The 20,573-nt window shown below is 34.2% G+C and carries 22 protein-coding genes and 1 riboswitch; of the genes, 13 read left to right on the top strand and 9 right to left on the bottom strand.

The window, feature by feature from the left end; translation table 11 throughout:
- Positions 1-58: 58 nt before the first annotated feature.
- A complete protein-coding gene (locus AAGD63_RS02070) occupies positions 59-1,096 on the top strand; it encodes a hypothetical protein (protein ID WP_341813648.1) in 1,038 nt (345 codons plus the stop codon).
- Here AAGD63_RS02070 and AAGD63_RS02065 read toward each other — a convergent pair.
- On the bottom strand, positions 1,086-1,610 hold the full coding sequence (locus AAGD63_RS02065) for a gamma carbonic anhydrase family protein (protein WP_015588396.1): 525 nt from the start codon (positions 1,608-1,610) through the stop codon (positions 1,086-1,088). The two genes, AAGD63_RS02070 and AAGD63_RS02065, sit on opposite strands and share 11 nt — an antisense overlap.
- A gap of 116 nt (positions 1,611-1,726) precedes the next feature.
- Here AAGD63_RS02065 and secG point away from each other — a divergent pair, with 116 nt between their 5' ends.
- From secG to AAGD63_RS02045, 4 genes are read left to right on the top strand one after another with little or no spacing between them, the layout of a single operon-like run.
- Complete coding sequence (secG, locus tag AAGD63_RS02060) at positions 1,727-2,047, top strand: preprotein translocase subunit SecG (RefSeq protein WP_007302593.1); 321 nt, start codon at positions 1,727-1,729, stop codon at positions 2,045-2,047.
- Positions 2,047-3,654: a CTP synthase gene (locus tag AAGD63_RS02055; RefSeq protein WP_341813647.1), complete on the top strand. Its 1,608-nt coding sequence runs from the start codon at positions 2,047-2,049 to the stop codon at positions 3,652-3,654. The genes secG and AAGD63_RS02055 overlap by 1 nt, the downstream gene beginning before the upstream one ends.
- Positions 3,655-3,693: 39 nt before the next feature.
- Positions 3,694-3,987 carry a hypothetical protein gene (locus AAGD63_RS02050; protein WP_341813646.1) on the top strand — a complete coding sequence of 98 codons (294 nt, stop codon included), beginning with the start codon at positions 3,694-3,696 and terminating at the stop codon, positions 3,985-3,987.
- Positions 3,988-4,004: 17 nt separating this feature from the next.
- Positions 4,005-4,412: a nucleoside deaminase gene (locus tag AAGD63_RS02045; protein ID WP_010404879.1), complete on the top strand. Its 408-nt coding sequence runs from the start codon at positions 4,005-4,007 to the stop codon at positions 4,410-4,412.
- A gap of 472 nt (positions 4,413-4,884) precedes the next feature.
- On the opposite strand, the gene AAGD63_RS02040 is transcribed toward AAGD63_RS02045, so the two are convergent.
- A complete protein-coding gene (locus AAGD63_RS02040; RefSeq protein WP_341813645.1) occupies positions 4,885-6,408 on the bottom strand; it encodes a hypothetical protein in 1,524 nt (507 codons plus the stop codon).
- A 425-nt stretch (positions 6,409-6,833) separates the two neighbouring features.
- Between AAGD63_RS02040 and AAGD63_RS02035 the strand changes: the two genes are divergently transcribed.
- Positions 6,834-7,265 carry a hypothetical protein gene (locus AAGD63_RS02035; protein WP_341813644.1) on the top strand — a complete coding sequence of 144 codons (432 nt, stop codon included), beginning with the start codon at positions 6,834-6,836 and terminating at the stop codon, positions 7,263-7,265.
- Between the two features lie 3 nt (positions 7,266-7,268).
- Positions 7,269-7,892, top strand: a complete 624-nt coding sequence (gene ccmA / locus AAGD63_RS02030) for a heme ABC exporter ATP-binding protein CcmA (protein WP_341813643.1) — start codon at positions 7,269-7,271, stop codon at positions 7,890-7,892.
- 62 nt (positions 7,893-7,954) lie between these two features.
- On the opposite strand, the gene argS is transcribed toward ccmA, so the two are convergent.
- The 5 genes from argS to ubiE form a co-directional block, all read right to left on the bottom strand.
- Entirely contained in the window at positions 7,955-9,646 is a 1,692-nt protein-coding gene (gene argS, locus AAGD63_RS02025) for an arginine--tRNA ligase (RefSeq protein WP_341813642.1), read from the bottom strand.
- Between the two features lie 180 nt (positions 9,647-9,826).
- Positions 9,827-10,231 carry a hypothetical protein gene (locus tag AAGD63_RS02020; protein WP_341813641.1) on the bottom strand — a complete coding sequence of 135 codons (405 nt, stop codon included), beginning with the start codon at positions 10,229-10,231 and terminating at the stop codon, positions 9,827-9,829.
- 256 nt (positions 10,232-10,487) lie between these two features.
- Entirely contained in the window at positions 10,488-10,892 is a 405-nt protein-coding gene (locus AAGD63_RS02015; protein WP_341813640.1) for a hypothetical protein, read from the bottom strand.
- 696 nt (positions 10,893-11,588) lie between these two features.
- Positions 11,589-13,286, bottom strand: a complete 1,698-nt coding sequence (locus tag AAGD63_RS02010; RefSeq protein ID WP_341813639.1) for an ABC transporter ATP-binding protein — start codon at positions 13,284-13,286, stop codon at positions 11,589-11,591.
- A gap of 167 nt (positions 13,287-13,453) precedes the next feature.
- The gene (gene ubiE, locus AAGD63_RS02005) at positions 13,454-14,152 is read right to left on the bottom strand and encodes a bifunctional demethylmenaquinone methyltransferase/2-methoxy-6-polyprenyl-1,4-benzoquinol methylase UbiE (RefSeq protein WP_341813638.1); all 699 of its coding nucleotides are present in this window, start codon (positions 14,150-14,152) and stop codon (positions 13,454-13,456) included.
- A gap of 149 nt (positions 14,153-14,301) precedes the next feature.
- On the opposite strand from ubiE, the gene AAGD63_RS02000 reads away from it, so the two are divergent.
- The 6 genes from AAGD63_RS02000 (at position 14,302) to AAGD63_RS01975 (ending at position 19,239) form a co-directional block, all read left to right on the top strand.
- Positions 14,302-15,453 carry a Bcr/CflA family efflux MFS transporter gene (locus AAGD63_RS02000; protein WP_264331000.1) on the top strand — a complete coding sequence of 384 codons (1,152 nt, stop codon included), beginning with the start codon at positions 14,302-14,304 and terminating at the stop codon, positions 15,451-15,453.
- A 270-nt stretch (positions 15,454-15,723) separates the two neighbouring features.
- Entirely contained in the window at positions 15,724-16,419 is a 696-nt protein-coding gene (locus AAGD63_RS01995; RefSeq protein ID WP_341813637.1) for a hypothetical protein, read from the top strand.
- 333 nt (positions 16,420-16,752) lie between these two features.
- Positions 16,753-16,902 carry a hypothetical protein gene (locus AAGD63_RS01990; RefSeq protein WP_265024380.1) on the top strand — a complete coding sequence of 50 codons (150 nt, stop codon included), beginning with the start codon at positions 16,753-16,755 and terminating at the stop codon, positions 16,900-16,902.
- A gap of 43 nt (positions 16,903-16,945) precedes the next feature.
- On the top strand, positions 16,946-18,193 hold the full coding sequence (gene ltrA / locus AAGD63_RS01985; protein ID WP_341813156.1) for a group II intron reverse transcriptase/maturase: 1,248 nt from the start codon (positions 16,946-16,948) through the stop codon (positions 18,191-18,193).
- 49 nt (positions 18,194-18,242) lie between these two features.
- Positions 18,243-18,899, top strand: a complete 657-nt coding sequence (locus tag AAGD63_RS01980) for an ankyrin repeat domain-containing protein (protein ID WP_341813636.1) — start codon at positions 18,243-18,245, stop codon at positions 18,897-18,899.
- 190 nt (positions 18,900-19,089) lie between these two features.
- A complete protein-coding gene (locus AAGD63_RS01975; protein WP_341813635.1) occupies positions 19,090-19,239 on the top strand; it encodes a hypothetical protein in 150 nt (49 codons plus the stop codon).
- A gap of 299 nt (positions 19,240-19,538) precedes the next feature.
- On the opposite strand, the gene AAGD63_RS01970 is transcribed toward AAGD63_RS01975, so the two are convergent.
- Positions 19,539-20,219 (bottom strand): thiamine diphosphokinase, encoded by a 681-nt coding sequence (locus AAGD63_RS01970; protein ID WP_341813634.1) that lies wholly within the window; start codon positions 20,217-20,219, stop codon positions 19,539-19,541.
- Positions 20,191-20,475, bottom strand: coding sequence for a SemiSWEET family sugar transporter (locus AAGD63_RS01965; protein WP_341813633.1), 285 nt, complete (start codon positions 20,473-20,475; stop codon positions 20,191-20,193). Before AAGD63_RS01965 ends, AAGD63_RS01970 begins: the two co-directional genes overlap by 29 nt.
- Positions 20,464-20,566, bottom strand: a riboswitch (TPP riboswitch). (Overlaps the previous gene by 12 nt.)
- Between the last annotated feature and the right edge of the window lie 7 nt (positions 20,567-20,573).

Below are 20,573 nucleotides of genomic sequence, written 5' to 3'. Positions count from 1 at the left end.
TATTGACATATTTAATTTATTCTGTTACAATTTTTAGTAATTAGGTTGAGGTAAAACAATGAAGAGTTTTAAATGGCTACTTAATCAAGTCAGACTTTCATGGATTAGCTTAATATCAAAAGTAAAGAGCTTTTTTCAAACTAACGATACACATCATCAAACAACTGCTAGCAATGGAAATGACCATACAAAAAAAATAAGTATAGAAACGAAAGGTAATGAGATTGATTTAGAGGATGAACAGGATGTGTTTGAGGATGCTCTAACAGGAGAAGAGCTAGATGAAGAAGAATTTTTTTATGCTGTTGAAAGTTTTAATGAACAGGAAGTTAATGCTAATAGAGAAAAAAAGGAATATGAAAAAAATAAGTACTATAGTCTACAAGATGGTCTACAAGAAAAAAATGAATTTGATCACACAACGCACACTCTTACACTTGCTTTTGAAATTGAAAAGCCATTTCCAAACTCTGACCTTAGTAAATTTAAATTGTGCGAGCTTAAGCAAAATCGTGGTAAATACACATTTATTCTAGAGGATGACCAGAAAAATCGTATAGAGCTACACTCTGAATACCTTAATATGTATTTTCCTAAGTATTTTGAGAAACACAGAAAAAAAGGAGCATACACTGAACTTTTTTCTCAAGAAGAAAATGGAATTAGCAATGATATTATCATCCCATTAGAAGTTCCAAAAGAGGTAGGGATACTTACTGAAAAATTCGGCCGGATGAACTTCATAAAAGCAAATATACAATCTCAAATACCAGATTTTCTGGGAGATATAAATCTAAAAGATTGTAAAGATCATGTAAACTTCTATCTTAATTCAAATAATACTATATCTCTTTTTCTAACGTCAGCACCGATAAAATTTACAGCTAAATTATCAGGTACTCCAACAGAAACAAACTGGCCAATAAAGGATATTCTAGTCAGAGGTAGTTTTATTAATCAGCATATTGATAAGCAAACTAGAGTTGAAAAAGTGATTGAGCCTTATATTGATAAGCATTCTATAGTTGAAGAAGCTTTTGAAGTAGTTAACGTAGAATGTGCATCAGAGCTGAAGATTTCTCAACCTAGCATATAGCCTTATATTCTTTCATCAGCATGATATAATTTTGTGCAGATTGTGTAATATGTTTAATTTCCTCATCTGACATTTTTTTGAAGAATTGTGCTGGCCTGCCAGCCCATACTTCACCACTTTTTATCACTTTCCCATGCGTTACCAGTGAGCCAGCAGCTACCATAGCTTCAGACTCCACAATCGCATGATCCATTATAACAGAGCCCATACCAATAAATGCTTTATCATGTATCGTGCATGCATGTAACACACAAAAATGTCCAACCGTCACCATACTACCAATAATCGTATCACCGCCTGGATTTCTATCTACATGAATTACGGTGCCATCTTGAATATTCGTTTCATCACCTATTTTGATTGATCCAACATCTCCTCTGATCACACAATTAAACCAGATACTCGCATTCCTTCCTATTTCAACGTTACCTATGATACGCACACCATCTGCGATAAAAGAACTTTCATCCATTTTTGGTTCATAATCTTTGTATTTTAAAATGTGATAGCTCATAATTTAAATAAGGTTTAATACATACTTGGATTCCAGTAGTCAAGTTACTCGGTTAAAGATATTCTTGACTTATGATCCTTATGCTCCTAAAATCTTTATTTTTAGCTCTATTCATAATGTCAGTAACAGTACTTAGTGTACTTCAAATAATATTAGTTGTTGTATTGGTAATTTTAGTGCTCCTGCAGCCACCTGGAAGTAGTTCATTAAGTGGCTTTAGTAATTCACAACAGGGAATGAATTCAATAATTCCGGTAAAGTCTTCTGAAAATCCACTCAGTAGAATAACTTCTATAGTTGCTGGGCTGTTCATTATAAATACACTGTTACTATCAGGATTATGTTCAAAAGATGTACATAAAAAATCAATTGCAGAGAAGATTATATCAGAAAAGAAGCAAGAAGGCCAATCAACTTCTGTTCCATTTGAAAATTAATGAAAGAAACCAAGTTTATCTTTGTTACAGGTGGAGTTGTTTCATCACTTGGTAAGGGTTTAGTTGCTTCAAGTGTGGGAGCACTTCTTCAAGCTCATGGATTCAATGTTCGCATCAGAAAGCTTGACCCATATCTCAACATTGATCCTGGAACAATGAGCCCAGCTCAGCACGGGGAAGTATTTGTTACTGAGGATGGTGCTGAAACTGATTTAGACCTTGGACATTACGAGCGTTTTACTAAAATTAAAACAACCAAGGACGACAATATAACAACTGGTAAAGTATATAATAAATTATTAAAGAAGGAAAGGTGTGGTGATTATCTAGGCAAAACTGTGCAAATCATTCCTCATGTGACAGATTTAATCAAATCTTTCATTTTTAATGGTACAGAAGATTTAGATTTTGTAATATGCGAAATAGGCGGAACCGTAGGTGATATTGAAAGCCAACCGTTTTTGGAAGCTATACGCCAAGTTAATTATAAACTAGGAAAGCAAAAAGTTATCCTTATTCACTTAACTTTAATACCATACCTCACTGCAGCACAAGAATTAAAGACAAAACCGACACAGCATTCAGTTCGAGAGTTAAACTCTGCGGGGTTACAACCAGATATTATATTATGTCGCAGTGAAAAAGAAATTTCCGATAATCAAAAAGAAAAGATAGCCAATCTTTGCAATGTTTCTTTATCTAACGTAATACCTGCTCCTGATGTAAACCATATATACGAGTTACCGTCCTTGTATAATCAATGTGGGCTCGGGACACAAATTTTGGATCACTTTCACTTAAGTAAGCCAAAACCAAGCTTACCTGAATGGGACCAAATAGTATACTCTATGAGACATCCAACACAAGAAGTTATCGTTTCCATAGTAGGAAAATATACTGAATTTCCTGACGCATATAAATCACTGATTGAAGCATTAAACCATGGTGCAATTAGTAATAAAGCTAGAGTGAAGATAAATTGGGTCAACTCAAGAGAAGAGAATGGAAAATCTATAGATGCAAAGTTTATCAGAGAAAAATTACAAAGCTCTAATTCAGTCCTTGTTCCAGGAGGATTTGGTGATAATGGAATAGAAGGTAAAATATTAGCAATAAACTATGCCCGTGTAAATAACATTCCTTTTTTAGGAATATGTCTTGGTATGCAGCTTGTAGTGATTGAATTTGCTCGTAACGTTATTAAGCTTGAAGATGTACACTCTGAAGAATTTTATACTTGCAAACACCCAATCATCAAGCTCGCTGATGGTAAGAACGTTGATCTTGGTGGAACCATGAGACTTGGAACATACAAGTGTAATATAAGTCCAAATTCAAAAATGGCAAATGTGTATAGTAGTGTCACTATTTCAGAAAGACACAGACACAGATATATAGTTAATTTAGATTATAAAAATAACTTAGAAGAGAATGGAATGATATGCAGTGGTATATCAGAAGATAAAACATGCATAGAGGCAGTGGAGCTAAAAAATCACTCATGGTTTATTGGTGTGCAATTTCATCCAGAATTTCAATCAAGACCATTTTCTCCTCATCCTCTCTTTACATCATTTATTAAGGCAGCTATTGACAATAGAGTTTAATAGAACTGAATAAACTCTATTCTAATAGAGAGGTAAAAAATGTTACTAAGAAATAGTAAAGATAGCATTACATATGAATCTGCGACCTTCGAGGAATTGAATAGGCATGTAGAACAAATAATATATAAATTAGAGGAGGATCAAATTATAGAGGATATAATGGAAGAAGTAGTTGTAGCTATAAACGAACTAAAATCGGTAGAAGAAATAAAAAAATATTTAAAGCGAGAAATAGATAGCCTTGTAAAAAGGACAATAGTCCTTAGTGAATTCTATAACCTAGAAAAAATAGAAAAGCCAAGAAAAGAAAATTATATTTACCCAAGCACCTAATGTTTAAGTACCAATACATGGAACTTGCCATAGAGCAAGCAAAACTTGCTCAGAAAGATGGCGAAGTGCCAATAGGTGCTGTAATAGTTAATGGAAACAATATCATCTCCTCTGCACACAATATATCTAATGATCCAACTGCACATGCAGAAATGTTAACAATTAGACAAGCATTTTCAACTTCCACGCTTTATGAAGCTGAAATGTACGTAACGTTAGAGCCGTGCCCGATGTGCGCTCAAGCTATCTCTTTTGCAAAAATTAAACGTCTGTACTTCGGGGCTTACAATCCCAAAGGTGGAGGAGTTGAAAACGGCACTAGAATATTTCAATTCTGTAACCACATACCTGAAGTTTATGGTGGAATATTAGAAACAAAATGTTCTCTTTTATTAAAAGATTTCTTTGAGAAATTGAGAACTTAGTTTAAGATGTGTGAGATTGTTTCAATATTTTTTGAGTAAAATCTGTATTATAACTCTTTCGTATACTTGACCAATCTGCTCATGCAACGTACATAAGGGATGTTATTACGACAACTCCGTTGCAGAAAAGTTTACTCAAAAGGGAGCTTCTTATTGATACTTCTCAACGTTCTGTTCAGCAAACTAGAACTTCCATATTTCAATACGTAGAAATTAGATTTCTTGCACTACTGGAATTTAAAGAGTTTCAGCGCGTAACGCTGGAATCTAGATTTTCTTGCTAAATCCCAGACTGGCTGGTTATGCAAAAAATCTATTTTTTATCATAAATAACTTAAATATTATATTATAAACTCTGCTAAATTTATTCTCACAACAAAAACTTCTTCTCTACTTTTTTTGAGTAAGGTCACCAATTCTATTTTTCTACAAAAGTGTTCTCTGAACTAAAAAATCAAGAGAACATTCTCTCTTATATCAACTCATTATCAATGGGAAAAGAATTAACCTCATTATCATAAGAATAAGGAGTTGTTCTTTGCACATTATCAAAGACAGCTTTTAATAGTACTTCCTTATCACTATCCCATGCAACTTTCTCCATAATTGCATTATAATCTTTACACTTTTGATCATTTCCACAGTCCCTGATTTTACCATTAAGCTTTAGATAAGGCTTTAATGAATTATAGTGTACTTGAGTATTATTGCCCTCTTTATCTATCATATTCCCTGCGTTATTAACAATTATCAATGGTGCAACTTGTTTCGCTTTCACAATACTTGCTCCACCGGAGTCTTTGATGAGATCAGGACATGATTCTCTAGAAAAAAAATTCTTGTTTAATTCTCTATTATCATAATCAGTGCCAAACTGGCAGAAACTCTTAATCTTCTCGTCCTGACAAGCTAACTCTAGTGGACTATCAATACATTTAAGACATTTCGTATTACTAAAGTTGGCTGCTGAACTAATATTATCAGTAAAGGCAAATTTAAAATTTACTGCACCATAAACACCCTCTGATCCCTTTTCTATATATGGCACAATTTTAGAATTACTATACATCTCAGGATAGAGTTCTTTTAATAAATCAGATGTATTAAAACCTTGATAACCTATCTTATTACTCGATTTATATAAAGTAGCCTTAGGCCCACAAATTTCTGGCAGGCTACGATCTGGTGTTATTTCTCGAGATGTAATTTCTCCACTTTCATTCCCTCCTTCATTGGTAACATGTTTGCCTCTATCATTTTCATCCTCTCCCCTAATACTAGGTTTATCTTTATCAGTGCGATCGTCCTCATTGGTAACATGTTTGCCTCTATCATTTTCATCCTCTCCCCTAATACTAGGTTTATCTGTACCGATTCTTTTCTCATTTTTACATTCTTCAGCTGCTTTTTTATACCACTCAGCCTCTGCTTTTGCCATGTTAATTTTACACTTTAAAAGTTCTTCTTTTACTCCTTCAATCTTACTCTGCATCACTTCTTCTTTCTCCTGTTCAATTTTGTACCTCAAAACTTCCTCTTTTGCTAGTTTAGCTTCTAATTTTGCTTGTTCAGCTTCTGCTTTAATATCATCACATTTTTCCTGATTAATTGCCTGTCCACCGTTTTCTTTCATCTTCTCAGCATCTTTTTTACACTGTATTAACTCATTTTTTGCTGCCTCAGCTTCATTCTTAGTTTGTTCTACCTTCTCTCTTTCTTCTTGAACCTGTGACTTTAATTCACTAGTTTCTGCTTCTAATTGTGTAATTTCTCTTTGTGATTCCACAGCATCTTTTTTACACTGTATTAACTTATCTTTTGCCTTCTTAGTTTCATCTCTACAGTCACGAAGTAAATCTTCTTCTAATTTATCATCCTCTTCTCCCGCAACCTGATCTCCTAGATTTTCGACTTGCTCACCCTCTTCACCATAAAAAAGTTTGTTGGCATATAAATTACTATTATTAACTTGATCGCTATAGATATAGTTTGACATTGTGACCTCCTATACAGTCAAAACTGGAATTAAATTAGAGTATAAAAGCTGAGAATTCAACATGAGTAAAAGAAACCACAGTTCAGGAAATCTCAGGTTAACTCAGAAATTATTATAAGCCAAAATGATTAAAAATTTTATAACTTATATCTTAGATCTAGCATGATAACCAACAATTATTCAATTTCCACCTTACTCACCAGCTTGACACAGTCCATCTTTATTCATTAGAGAGCCGTGATTCCTTCTCCAATGATTAATCACTTGTCAGTTTTGAGTGTAGTAGTTGATAGCCTGTACGTAAATACGTTGCTTTTGTTCTTTAGAAATTTTTAGTCTACTATCTTTATCCAGAAAAAAATTGTAAAATTTCTATAGTTATGGTATAATTGTAAATACCGCTTGCCAATAAGCTGAGTATAAAAATGCCGTTCGGACAAATCATTACATATAGTACAATATTACTTGCTGTAATTGCAGTATTTCTCTTTTTGAGAAAAATATACAAAAATCATATTAGAAAAATTATATTTCCTCTAAAAGTTCTCAAAGAAGAGTGGGAAGAAAATAGAAGATTTAATGAATTGTATCAAAAAAATAAGCAAAAAGAGTTGATGAAACAACAGGAAATGCTAAGTGAGAAACAAAAGAATATGCAAGTTTACAAAGAAGATCTAGAAATAGTTGATATAGCAAAACCGTTAGGCAAATGGACAAAGATGGTTATGATGGGTAATAGTTTAATGAAACATTTTACACAATTGATACACAGAGAAGGTGATAAAAAAGGATTTTGGGAGCTGTTTATAAAAGCTCAGTCTTCAACTAAGGGTAAGCATAAAGGAAAAGGCAGATGATCCATGCTTGAATGTAAAAATCTATCCTGTGCTCGTAATAACAAAGTATTATTTAAAAACCTAAATTTTAAAGCTGAACCAAAATCAAAAATCTTAATCACTGGTCCAAATGGTAGCGGCAAAACCAGCTTAATCAGAAGTTTATCTGGACTTTTGCCGCCAGTGTCAGGTAATATAATGTACTGTGGAAAAGACATATATGATGACCCAAAATCCTTTATACCTTCCATGGTCTATATAGGACATAAAAATGCCTGTAAAGATAGCTCAACAGTTGGTGAAAACATACAATTCTGGGCAAGAATACGGAATACTAGAGAATTAATTATGGCAGCCGTTTGTTGCTTACAGTTGCAGCCTGTATTTAACATTAGATATGGTGAACTTTCTGCAGGCTGGAAAAGAAGAGTTGCGCTTGCTCGCCTTTTAATTTCTAATGCAAACGTTTGGCTGATAGACGAACCATTTTGTAATCTCGACAGTGCAACGTGTGAATTAATATTAAATCTAATCTCAATACGCTCTGAGCAAAACGGTATAGTAATTATTACAGGACATAGCTCTACAGAACAATTGTGTGACTTCAAGACAATCGACATACGTGATTTTAACAGACCTCTTGTATAATTTTTGGCCTTATTGTACTTACATCAATAATTTATTATCACATTTAATATTACGCATTAAAATTAACTCATCTCTTTCAAAGGCTCTATATTAAAAATAGAAAGCCCAGAAGCGATTACGTGCGCTAAGGCTTGGACGAGAAACATTCTTGCAGCGGTGAGATTTAAGTTATTCTCCAGTATAAACCGCATATTTAAATCACTTTTGCCATATCCCCATAAAACGTGAAACGCTTCTGCAACTTCAAGTAAGTAGAAAGTAATTCTATGTGGCTCGCAAAGCCTTGCAGATATTTCTACCACATCTGGCCACTTTGCTAAGGTTTTTATGAGGAATAGCTCCCCATCTGTCTTTAAAAGTGAAAGGTCTGCTGTTGGAAGCTCTTTTGGAGCATTACGCATTAGTGAATGAGCACGAGCGTGCGCATATTGCACGTAAAAAATAGGATTGTCTTTTGATTGTTCTTTAACTTTAGCAAAATCAAAGTCCAAGACCATATCATTCTTGCGTGTTAACATTATAAAACGAGTTATGTCCTTGCCAATTTCTTCCACTACATCTCTTGCTGTGAGAAAGCTTCCTGATCTTTTGGACATCTTAACAGGTTTGCCATTTTCAAAAAAATTCACAATGTTATGCAGTTTTACTTCTATCTTCGCTTCTAGCGCAGAGACAACTGCTCTAAGCCTTTTGACATAACCGCCGTGGTCACTGCCGAGCTCTACGATCATGTTGTTAAAGCCACGTGATATCTTATCGAAATGATAAGCGATATCTGAGGCAAAATAAGTCCAACTGCCATCCTCTTTTTTCAGTGCGCGGTCAACATCATCGCCAAATTTTGTAGAACGAAATAACATTTCTTTTCTGGAAGTCCAATTTTCGCTTTCTTTGCCTTTTGGTTTCTCCAAGTACCCTTCATACACTAGACCCTTATCAGACAATATTTTTATACTCTCTTCGATTTTGCCACGTAGCTCATACTCTGAAGTAAAGACATCATGACTTACTCCAAGTAAGTTCATGTCTTCCTTTATGAGTTCTAAGATAGAACTTAAAGTATATTCTCTAATTATTTGATTATCCTCCTCTTCTCTAAGCTCCTTGCCATATTTTTTGGCCAGCCCAGCCCCTATTGGTTTTAAATATTCACCTGGGTATAAACCTTTTTCGATGCTGATTTTTTCTCCCAGAGCTTCCTTATACCGCAAATATACTGACCGAATTAGCGTATCTATCTGTGCTCCAGCATCATTGATATAGTACTCCTTAGTAACATTATAGCCAACTTTCTTTAGTAAATTTGCTAAAACATCACCAAACACTGCCCCTCTTGCATGACCAATATGCAGTGGACCTGTTGGATTTGCAGATACAAATTCAACATTGACAGCTTGGTTATTTCCAATATTTAGAGTGCCAAACTCTGTTTTTAGCTCATTTATTTGTTTTAAAATTCCATGCCACACTTCTATTTTTAAGTGCATGTTGATGAAACCAGGGCCTGCTATTTCCACTTTTTCAACTTCATCAAAAAGTTCAAACTCTTTAGCTAAAACCTCTGCAATTTCAATGGGATTCTTCTTTTCATGTTTTGCAAGCACCATAGCAACATTTGTATAGATATCACCATGTGCTCTATTGCTTGGAGGTTCTACAATAAAATTTTCTGCACTTGTATTTATGATACCCCTTCGCTTCAATTCATTTAGTTTGCTGGAAATGAGAGAGGAAATCTGCTTGAAAATATTCATTAACTAAAAAGCCATAAAACCTTTAGCAGTATAGCGAATAAATGGGGGAAGTTGAAGGGTTATCTTAACTATTTCACCTTGATTTTCTCTTTTGCTTTAACAGACTGATATAACACTTGATAGATTCAACTGAGAAAGCAGCTCTTCATATATAATAGTATTTACTCTGAAACCATGAACTTAGATCAACATTAATTCAGAATAACCAAAGTCAAAAAACTCCGGATACCATATAGTTCCAGGTAGTTCTTTTTCCCAATCCCAAATTGTATTCAGCACTACTGTGTTGCCAGCATCGCAAGTATTAGACCATGCTACATCATGATTACTACAATATGAATCATAACAATCGTTGAAACAGAAATTATAATAATACTTGCAGCATGGGTGTAGTTTACACTCATCTACGGAAGGTTTTACCTTATTTCCTTCATCTATAGGAGGTTTTACTTTATTTACTTCATCTACAGGAGGTTCTCCTCCAGTAGGTTCTTCTCCTCCATATTGAACAGCATTCATTAAATCATCATTAACACTAGCATATGTTTTATCATCATACCTGTGATTAAGATCATTCTTTAACATAGAAATCTCCCATACAATTAGAATTATATATAAAATTATCAATAAAATAAGCGAAAAAAGCTACATTCTGCATTAGTTATTAATGACTCTCTAAATTAATAGACAAAGGGGCATAATATACCCCTCATATCATAATATAGCTTGTTATGCTATCAACATACCACATCAGTGCTATACTTAACTCATTATGTTTTCAGCACAGAGTATCTCTACACGTCCTTCACACCTTTTACACCCTAACTAAGTTTTATCGTCTTCAAAAGAAATCGTTTTGCTCTGAAGCTAATTTTGGATCAGTTCCTATCCCAGTTCTTGTTCCCCAACCACAACATGGTACATTTAACACTACTGTGTTACCAGAATCGTGAGCATGATACCATGATGCTGTACCATGACCATAACCGTGATTATTACCGTAGCATGGGTCATAACAATGATTATTACCGTAGCATGAGTCATAACCATGTCTACAATGTGAGTTATAACCATAGTGGTATGGAGTACAATGATGCTTGGAAAACGGGTCTTGATTGTGACATAAACGAGTAATATGACAATGATCATCTTTATCAGGAATGCATATTGATTTACAGCCTGGCAAAGAAGTTTTGGTATTATGAGAACAAACGTTGTGTGGAAGTGCAGTTTGATAGTAAGTCATAAATATCCTTTAAAAAATAACTATTAGACTATTATAGGATAAAATAATTAATAAATTTATAATTTAATATTAAAATTAACATATTTAAAATTTCCTTTCCAGCCGTTATACAAGTAATAGATATCAGAGCTTAGAAATTTTACTATGAGCAGAATAATGATAAGATTCCTAGAAGGAGCTGTCAGTAGTTAAACTAGTTGTGTTGCTGAAATAAATTTTTGTAGAACTGCTATGTCGCTGCAAATGAAAATCAAGCACCTGCTTATTATATTTTTAAGCAAAATGTGAAGCACATGGTCTCCCATGTGCTCTTAGATGGCAGCACGTGCATTTATGAATTGTTTAAAAACAATCTTCTAATAAAAAAAACCAAATCCATCACAAGGACTATTACAAGCGTCATAATAGTTATGATATGAGTTAAAATGATTGTGACACAAATTAGTAGCACAAGGTGCGTATGCAGGTGCATAAGCTTGTGCACAGTGCGAAATTGGTGCTGGTAAAACTTGTGTTGGCAAGTTGAAAGCCGTACAAGGTGATTTTGGGAAATGACTATAATTATAAACCATAATAATCCTTAAAAAAAATACTATGATATTATTATAAGTTTAAATAATTAAAAATTTAATAATTTTAATTATCAATCTAGCATAACAACCAATAAGTATGACTCAAATTTTCCTTCAGTTTTTACTATATCTTTACCAATTTTGCATACAATCCATCTTTACTCATTAGAGAATCATGAGTACCGACTTCTTCCACTTTCCCGCAATTAATCACTATAATCTTGTCAGTTTTGAGTGCGGTTGATAGCCTGTGCGTAATTATAATTGTTGTTCTGTTTTGCATTAATTTACTCAGTGCTTTTTGAACTAGGTTCTCACTTTTATAATCAAGAGCAGAAGTTGCTTCATCAAGTATTAAAACCTGAGGGTTTTTGAGTATTGCTCTTGCTATTATGATGCGTTGTTTTTGTCCTTCAGAAAGTTTCAGTCCTCTTTTTCCTACAAATGTATCAAATTTATCCGGCAGCTTATCAATAAATTCCATTGCATACGCACTGATAGCTGCTTGCCTGACTTCCTCATATTCAGCACCCGGTTTGCCGTATAGTATATTTTCCATTATTGAGCAAGAAAATATCATGTGATCTTGTGGTACTAAGCCAAACAGCGATCTTAGGTCATTTAGCGCAATTGTCTTAATATTCTGTCCATCGATAGTAATACTGCCTTCACTTGGATCGTGAAAACGGAGCAAAAGCTTTAAAATGGTGCTCTTGCCACTGCCAGATGGTCCAACAATTGATACTGATTGGCCTGCCTCTATAGAAAATGATACGTTATTTAATGCTGGCTTATCAGCATAAAAAAATGTTACATCGTTAAACGCAATTTCTTTTTGAATACTATTAATTCTTATAGGATTTTCGCCATTTACTATAGAGCTTTTCACGTTCGTAAACTCAAACAAACGCTCTACAATTCCAAGACCTCGTTGTAAATCACTGATATTATCGCTCAAATTATTTATAGCTCCTGCCGCAAGCGCTGAATAAAACACAAATGAGGAGAGTTCTCCAATGGTCATATTATTACTTAAGACTTCTTTTATTCCAAAAAAAAGCAAAATAACTAGCGAACCTATCACACACGTGATAACTAGAGTTACTAAAATAGCACGCAAGAGTACTAATTTTACGTATGATTTTGATACTGAGTTTAGATGTTTCTGAAAACGAATTTTTTCATTTTCTTCTAGTACAAATGATTTAATGGTTACTATAGATCTAAAATTTTCCTCACTAAATGATGCAAGCTCACTTAATTTATCCTGAGCAAAGCGTGCATAATTGCGAACTTTTTTTCCAAGTGAAGTCATGATAATGAGCAGTATGGGTATTATTGCAGCTGCATATGCGGTTAAATGTAGATTTGTGTATAACAGCATTGCAACACTACCAATCAGTACCACAAAATTCCTCAATATTGTCAATAAGCTGCTGTTTATTATCGATTGCAATGCAGAGGTATCAGTAATGAGTGCTGAGATAACATCTTGCACACCTGTATTCTCAAAGAAACTTGGTTGTAAATCAGTAATACTGCTATATAAGTCATATCTGATTCTTGCGACAACTTTTTCGCTGCCAATGCCAATGAAATATAACCGAATAAATGCAGTGAAAGAAATGCCTAAAACTATCAGTATTGCAACTACGAGCTTGGTAGTAAAGTTATGCTCTGCGCCAGAATCAATTATGTTGCTTAAGCCCCTACCAAAAAGAAGAATCGTTAAAGCTGAAAATAGAACTGCAATAAAAGCTACGGTAAAATAATGTAGACTAGGTTTTATATAGTAAAATAGCTGCTTAATGTTAGATCGCATTTTATTTTAAAGTTAAGTATTTAGCTTCAGGAAAAAGTTACAATATTAGTCTACAGTGTACTTCGTTAGAACAATACGTTCAAGAAACTTTAGCTTGATTTCTACTCAAGGAAAAACGCTGCGAAATTACAGAAAGTTAGCAAAAAAACTACTGAATAGAACAGAGTTTATTTTGTTCCAATATGTAATGCTACTATTCCATAGCTCATATTATAGAACTCAACATTCTTAAAGCCTATCTCTTCAATTTCCATTTTAAAATTAGTTTGAGTTGGAAATTCTCTTATGCTTCTTACTAGGTATTCATAAGAACCCTTATCTTTAGCAACTATGCTACCAATTTTAGGAATTACTTTAAATGAGTATAAGTCATAAAATTTGGTGAATATCTCATTTTGATAATGCATAGGGGCAAATTCCAAGCAGACAAATTGTCCATTTGGCTTTAGTACCCTATATGCTTCACTTAAAGCCCTCTTACGGTCGGAAAAGTTTCGAATACCAAAAGCTACTGTATAATAATCAAATTCGGAATCTTCAAATGGTAAACTCTCTGCATTTGCACATACCCAATTGAAATTTAGCTGATTTGAATTTATAGCTTTATCACGCCCTTTGTCCAGCATGTTTTGATTTATATCACATACTGTAACTTGAGCACTTGGCTCCCCTCTTGCTATTCTTATAGCTATATCTCCGGTTCCTCCAGCAATATCCAAAACCTTGGAGTACTTTTTAAAATTCACACTACTTACCATCTTCTCTTTCCATAGCCTGTGCATTCCAAGGCTCATTATATCATTCATGATGTCGTAGCAATTTGCTACAGAATCGAAAACCTCTTTAACTAGTTGTGATTTATCCATATTTTATATAGAGATTGCTTACATAATTATTTTAAACTTTAGCAGTTAAATTAATATACTAATGAGAAAAATATACTACAATTAAACATATTTAATCCAGTAAATCATTAGTGTCGACAGCTTTTTCACAAAATATCATCTCCCTTATTATGATATTATCTGTAGCAGTTGTTGACATGGCAACAGACTTATACTCAGTTGCATTGCCAAGTATTGCCAACTATTTTAAGGTGAAAGGTAATATAGCGCAGCTTACGATCAGTTTAAATTTAGTAGGAATTGCAATATCTGGATTAATTTATGGCCCATTGTCAGACTATTATGGCAGGCGCCTAATAATGCTGATTGGTATGACAATTTTTACTTTGGCAAGTATTGTATGTTGTATAGCTGATAATATTATACTTTTAATATTAATCCGGTTTATACAAGGAGCTGGAGCTGGTGTTGCAGGCGTTGTCGGATATGCAGCAATCAGGGATATGTACTCAGGTAGTGAATACTCAAGAGTAATCTCAAAGTTAAATATGATAGTAGCACTTTCACCTGGAATAGCTCCAGTGGTAGGCAGTTATATAATTTCACATGGTTATAGTTGGAAGTTTTTGTTTTTTATCATATCACTTGCCGCAATTATTATGCTCATTTTTATTTACTTGAAGCTACAAGAAACGCTGACCGTAAATAAAAGTAAAGCCAGTATTAATATCTTCAAGCAGTATATATTAATATTTAAGAATTATCGTTTCCTTGGGTTTTCAGCCATTCATGGATTAACTTTCATGTGGCTTTGGGCATACATTGCTAACTACCCGTTCATATTTGAATCAATGGGCGTTGAAGTACAATATTTTGGCTATCTCATATCAATCATAGTTATATTTTACATAATTGGAACTTTAATTAATAGAAGGTACGTACCAAAAATAGGAGTGAGCAAGATGTTAATAATAGGTTTGGTATTACCGATGATATCGGATGGTTTATTGGTATATTTTTATCTCACAAACAAATTAAGTGTACTTATTCTTCAAGTTCTTTGGATTCCGAGCAATATCGGGCTTGCACTCGTAATCAGCAATAACGTAACTTCTGCTTTAGAAACAATCAAGGGTATAGGGCTTGGTAGTGCAGTCCTCTCATTCTGCAATATGATGTTTGGAGCTATTGGAATATATATAGTAGGAAAATTTTTTCACTATAGTATTTTACCAAATTTACTGTTAACAGTTGCATGTTCTATAATTGCAATTCTTATATATAGTTTACTTAAATATACTGAAAAACACAGAGAAGGCTGATTACAATAGATTTCTTATATAACCTTATGAAGGTGTAATTTCGGTATGTGGTGCTGGCATCCAGAGAACTTTATCTGCAGAGTTCATTGATTATTAGCAACTGTACCATGATAATACAATTTCTATAGAAAAGTGCAGATGAGTGGCAATTTTATTGATTATACACATTTTAACAGCTCTCTAAATCAGGGTGAGAAAGTTCGATTAGCTGAAAAGACTCACAAAGTTAGGGAAATCTTCTTAAAATATATCAGCAATGATGTTCATAATATGTCAGTTGAGGTTCTTAACACCTATGATTTTGGAAAAGAATATAATGATATATTCAAACAACCAAACAGTATTCATGTACAATTTGGAGATGTTGGAGATAAAGTATTAATTTACTCATGGCCTCGTTACAACGAGTTTGATGAAAGTAAATGGAAAAATTTTTTATCACAATTAACAAAGGATCATAATCTAAAATTTATTGGAACTGGGCCACTTGAGTTTAAATATGAAGGTTTTAATTACAGTGTGTATCCTCCAGCTTTCAACTTTTCACAAAAAGAAATATCTTCAAGACAAATCAATAAAGTTTATACCCTTTTCAAAGCGACAATTTCTGATGATTATAAAGATTATGAACCTTTAGCTTTCAGCTTTTCACAAGAAGAAGTAAATAAAATTATAGAAAATATTAAAAGATCTCATAAGTCAATAAAAAAGCAAGTCATTGACCATTACCAATCATCAGGAAAAGATTTTGTTAAAAATGATTTAGACTTCATAAAGATTGGTACCGATATAAATAATAAAACAAGATTTAGTTCTGTAATATATTTTAACAAACCCAATGGTGTTAATGAAATTAAACTAGAATTATATAAAGCGACTCCCTTACACTTATTTGCTAAGCTTGGGGACAGTTTTTCTCAGCAGCTAGAAGATGATCTAGATAAGGGGGCAGATGGTGTGCCGTAGAGATACAAAGAATGTTCAAGTAAGAGCAAACTAAGTGCAAAAGCTGCACAGTAGATGAGGGTAGGTCCCTCGGAGCCGGTTTACAAGAGCAGGCTTCAAACAACCATAAGCTGCTTTGGTAAGGTAGTGAGCGTTATGGAAAAGGCATAATTATATGTCATGTAAGGAATAGAGAGATGAACGAAAGTGAACCACTGATGAAGTGTCGAAACCTTTTAAATGACGTCAAAACCAGGGGGTCGTTTGTAACCTGGGATAAATCTATCGGGAGCTTGTTTACTGGATAGATGGCGTCCGGCATAAAGGTGGCATGAATCCATTTCAGGCTATTGTGTGGAACTACGGGAACCTGTCGTTTCGATGATAAGGGAGAAATCCAAGGAGCTAAACTCTAAGGATGAGAGTACCGATGCGAAAAACAGGGGCGGATCAGCTCGTAGTAGTGAAGAAGTTTCTGTAATGGAAATCGAGAGAAGGGGCTGAGTTATTTAGTTTTAATGATTTATCAACCGAAAGGGAGGAGTTAATGAGTAAAACAAAGTCTTTTGATATATCAAAGCAACTTATTTGGAGAGCTTATAAACAAGTATCGAAAAATAAAGGTGCTGCTGGTGTGGATGAGGTTTCGATAACAAAGGTTGAAGAAAATCTAAAAGATAATCTGTACAAACTATGGAATAGGATGTCATCCGGAAGTTATTTTCCAGAGCCGGTAAAAGCTGTTGTGATACCAAAAGATACAGGAGGGCAAAGAATTTTATGTGTTCCTTCAGTATTCGACAGGATAGGGCAAACGGCTGCTGCTATGTATCTAGAGCCGCTGGTAGAACCAAAATTTCATGAGGATTCATATGGTTATAGACCAAATAAGTCTGCACTGGATGCGGTAGATACAGCTCGTAAAAGATGCTGGAGGTACGATTGGACGATAGATCTTGATATATCTGGATTTTTCGACAATTTGGACCACGGCTTGGCATTGCAAGCTATCAAAAAGCACACAGACTGCAAATGGGTCATACTGTATGTTGAGAGGTGGATGAAAGCCCCCATTCAGCAAGCAGATGGCAGTAAGGTAGTTAGGGATAAAGGAGTTCCGCAAGGAGGTTCAATTAGCCCAATCATCTCTAATATATTCATGCATCATGTGTTTGATATATGGATGAAAAAGAACTACCCGACGGTACCATTTGAGAGGTATGTGGATGATGCGATAGTACACTGCAGAACAGAGAAACAGGCAGAGTTTGTGAAAGTAATGATCGAAGAAAGATTGGCTGAGTATAAGTTGAAATTACATCCTGAAAAGACACAGATAGTGTACTGTAAGGATGACAATAGGAGTGGTGGATTTCCTAAACAAAGTTTTGATTTTCTGGGTTACACATTCAGACCCAGGTTAGCAAGAAATAAAATAGGGAAATATTTTGTCTCATTTCTCCCAGCAATTAGCAACAAGGCCAAGAAAAAGATTACTACAACCATAAGGTCATGGAAAATGCTACGAAATACGCATATAACATTAGAGGAGATGTCAGGAAAAGTAAATCCAATAGTCAGAGGCTGGTATCAGTACTATGGCAAATTTTACAGAACTGAAGTATACAAATCTCTAAAGAATATAGAGCGGCATCTAGAAAAGTGGGTGAAAAGGAAATATAAGAGACTCAGGAGTCACGGAAGACTAGCAAGACAATTTCTAGGAAAGGTGAGAAAGAGGTCTCCGGATATTTTCTATCACTGGACACTAGGGTTAGGCCAAAAGGCTGAATAATGGAAGCTGTATAAATCAAGAGGTTTACGTACAGTTTTGCGAGAGACTGGTGGGGAAGTTCCACTGGTCTACTCTCCTTAATGCAAGAGATGAAAGTGAAAAGACCCCTTTACATTATGCTGCTAAAAATGGTCATATAGAAATAGTAAAAATTCTATTAGCAGTAGACGGAATCGCTATCAATGTAAAAGACAAGGATGAAAAAACTCCTTTTGATTTAGCTAAAACAGAAGAAATAAAAGCTCTATTAAAAAAAGCCGCAGAAAAAACTGATGACAGTTCAGTATCGACAGATAGTGAAGGAGATCAAGAGGAAGATGCTGGACAAGAAGGTAATGTCCAACCAGTTACACAAGAGCAAGACCCAAAGGAAGAACAACAGGAGATCAGTGCAGAAGAAGAAAGTGATGTAAAAATTGAAGCTGCTGATAATGGACATTCTATTGACATAACACTTACACAAAATGGTGTTAGTCCACAAAGTGAATCATCAACAAATGAAGAACAGCCAAGCTCTTTTTTTAGTAGTTTGTTTGGTATACTGATTAAACCTTTTTCTTTAATAGGATCATTTTTGGGTGGATTTTTTTCATGGTTGTTTGGATCTGATGAACCATCAACTGAATCTGATCAAATAATTGCACCAAGTAACTCAGGAGGAGAGGAGCTAACAAACTATCAAGAGGGTGATAATAATATTATATAATAGATTTCTTGCATAACTGGAATGCAAAAGTTGATGTCATGAAACCAATTAAATTTACGGAGTATAATGGATTCCAGACTGGAATGACGCTCTTTTGGTTCACAACCTTTGGTGTATTACGAAACGATTCCCATTCAAGACAATGTCATCCCAGTGCTTGACACTGGGATGACAATAAGGAGCTACCTGAATGACAAGAAAAGACTACTTGAATGACAAAAAAGGGAGCATTGGCTTGCACATTCCCCTGAACAGATACCTTGATACATTAAAGTTTCTAGGTTTGAGTGGTGGAATCCGATTCAGTGTGAAAATTAGCAAACTCCTTTTTGAGCTGTAGAATAAAATTTTTTATTTTAATGAAAAAATTGCTTCCGCATACTCAAGATGCCATTATAATGATAATAGAGATATTTAGAGAGCTCAAAATCTATCTCGGTCTGCAGACCTTTTAACCAATTTTTCAATAAAAATTCAGCCACATCTGTTGTGTGTACATTCTGAATCTTTTTTATACAGGAGGATTTTATGTCCAGAATTCCAGATATTTGACCTTTACTTTAGCTAATAACAGGCGCCTGTAGTTTTTAGAATTAGTGTTAACACGGTTTTTCTACTTTTTTTTCTTAATGTTTTAACTCAATACACACCATCATCATTTACTGCTTCTAAATATATCATTGCTAAACACACGCCGCTGTGTATTTCTATAGATAACTCATTGCCTAAACTTCGATTAAAGCAAGAATTCTTTCCTGGAAAAGCAAGGTTACTAAGGTACAGTTCCCATTTTAATCCTTTAGTTGATATTTGAGCTTTCGGTATACCAAGTAAGGACATTTTAGTATTTTTTAGCAAAGAGGAAAAATAGGTAATACCCTTTTGTAAGGCGTACCCCACCATGGGAGGCGAAGGTATATAAAAGATACTATCTGTACTTAAAAAAAAGTTAATATTTTGTAGTATATGATCAATTGCTCCTCCAGTAATACCCGTTACTATTGATGGCAATAACTTTACTGTTTTTAAGTGAGCCATTGCTTTAGAAAAGTCGCAATAATCTTGATCAGGTAGATATACTGTATTTAAATTAGCACGTAAATTCGGATTTATACTATCCAAATCTCCTATTACAAGATCAGGTTTTACGCCAATTGATAGAAGCTTATTTGCTCCTCCATCTACAGCAATAACAGGTATATCTTGTTTAAAAAACGATGAATCAGGCATTTCTCCATTTAGTACTACAATAGAACGATATTCTTGCTCCACGCTACAATGTAGCATATGGTTATAAAACGCTCCGTGCAGTTTTTGCATCGTAGTAACATTTTTGAATAATTGATATTATACTGATCACTAATCCAGCAATATTACTGAGTATCACAAAAGTTAAACCCTGACAAATACCGTAAATAAGCCAAGATGATGAACAAATAAGATAATTCACCAACATTAGCATCGATATGTCACGAGTAAGTTTTGTGATATATGCTCTATATACTTGAGGCAATAACCCAATGAGAGATGTAATGAACGCGATGAAGCCAAAGCATTCTTCAATATTTATATACATACATTTTCCTACGTTTGTTTTAACAAGATCAGGTTCAAAGGGTTGTACTTTATGTACTCTCAGCTTTTTTAGAGCACCCCTAATGCGTGTAATTTATA

The organism is Wolbachia endosymbiont (group B) of Germaria angustata (assembly GCF_964026725.1).
GTDB classification, from domain to species: Bacteria; Pseudomonadota; Alphaproteobacteria; order Rickettsiales; family Anaplasmataceae; genus Wolbachia; species Wolbachia pipientis_C.
Note: the sequence above shows the minus strand (reverse complement) of the source record. Positions and strands in the feature narration are given on the sequence as shown.

Coding starts and splice junctions, on each gene's coding strand:
- AAGD63_RS02070 (WP_341813648.1), top strand. CDS start 59: ATGAAGAGTTTTAAATGGCTACTTAATCAAGTCAGACTTTCATGGATT.
- AAGD63_RS02065 (WP_015588396.1), bottom strand. CDS start 1,610: ATGAGCTATCACATTTTAAAATACAAAGATTATGAACCAAAAATGGAT.
- secG (WP_007302593.1), top strand. CDS start 1,727: ATGTCAGTAACAGTACTTAGTGTACTTCAAATAATATTAGTTGTTGTA.
- AAGD63_RS02055 (WP_341813647.1), top strand. CDS start 2,047: ATGAAAGAAACCAAGTTTATCTTTGTTACAGGTGGAGTTGTTTCATCA.
- AAGD63_RS02050 (WP_341813646.1), top strand. CDS start 3,694: ATGTTACTAAGAAATAGTAAAGATAGCATTACATATGAATCTGCGACC.
- AAGD63_RS02045 (WP_010404879.1), top strand. CDS start 4,005: ATGGAACTTGCCATAGAGCAAGCAAAACTTGCTCAGAAAGATGGCGAA.
- AAGD63_RS02040 (WP_341813645.1), bottom strand. CDS start 6,408: ATGTCAAACTATATCTATAGCGATCAAGTTAATAATAGTAATTTATAT.
- AAGD63_RS02035 (WP_341813644.1), top strand. CDS start 6,834: ATGCCGTTCGGACAAATCATTACATATAGTACAATATTACTTGCTGTA.
- ccmA (WP_341813643.1), top strand. CDS start 7,269: ATGCTTGAATGTAAAAATCTATCCTGTGCTCGTAATAACAAAGTATTA.
- argS (WP_341813642.1), bottom strand. CDS start 9,646: ATGAATATTTTCAAGCAGATTTCCTCTCTCATTTCCAGCAAACTAAAT.
- AAGD63_RS02020 (WP_341813641.1), bottom strand. CDS start 10,231: ATGTTAAAGAATGATCTTAATCACAGGTATGATGATAAAACATATGCT.
- AAGD63_RS02015 (WP_341813640.1), bottom strand. CDS start 10,892: ATGACTTACTATCAAACTGCACTTCCACACAACGTTTGTTCTCATAAT.
- AAGD63_RS02010 (WP_341813639.1), bottom strand. CDS start 13,286: ATGCGATCTAACATTAAGCAGCTATTTTACTATATAAAACCTAGTCTA.
- ubiE (WP_341813638.1), bottom strand. CDS start 14,152: ATGGATAAATCACAACTAGTTAAAGAGGTTTTCGATTCTGTAGCAAAT.
- AAGD63_RS02000 (WP_264331000.1), top strand. CDS start 14,302: ATGATATTATCTGTAGCAGTTGTTGACATGGCAACAGACTTATACTCA.
- AAGD63_RS01995 (WP_341813637.1), top strand. CDS start 15,724: ATGTCAGTTGAGGTTCTTAACACCTATGATTTTGGAAAAGAATATAAT.
- ltrA (WP_341813156.1), top strand. CDS start 16,946: ATGAGTAAAACAAAGTCTTTTGATATATCAAAGCAACTTATTTGGAGA.
- AAGD63_RS01975 (WP_341813635.1), top strand. CDS start 19,090: ATGACAAGAAAAGACTACTTGAATGACAAAAAAGGGAGCATTGGCTTG.
- AAGD63_RS01970 (WP_341813634.1), bottom strand. CDS start 20,219: ATGCAAAAACTGCACGGAGCGTTTTATAACCATATGCTACATTGTAGC.
- AAGD63_RS01965 (WP_341813633.1), bottom strand. CDS start 20,475: ATGTATATAAATATTGAAGAATGCTTTGGCTTCATCGCGTTCATTACA.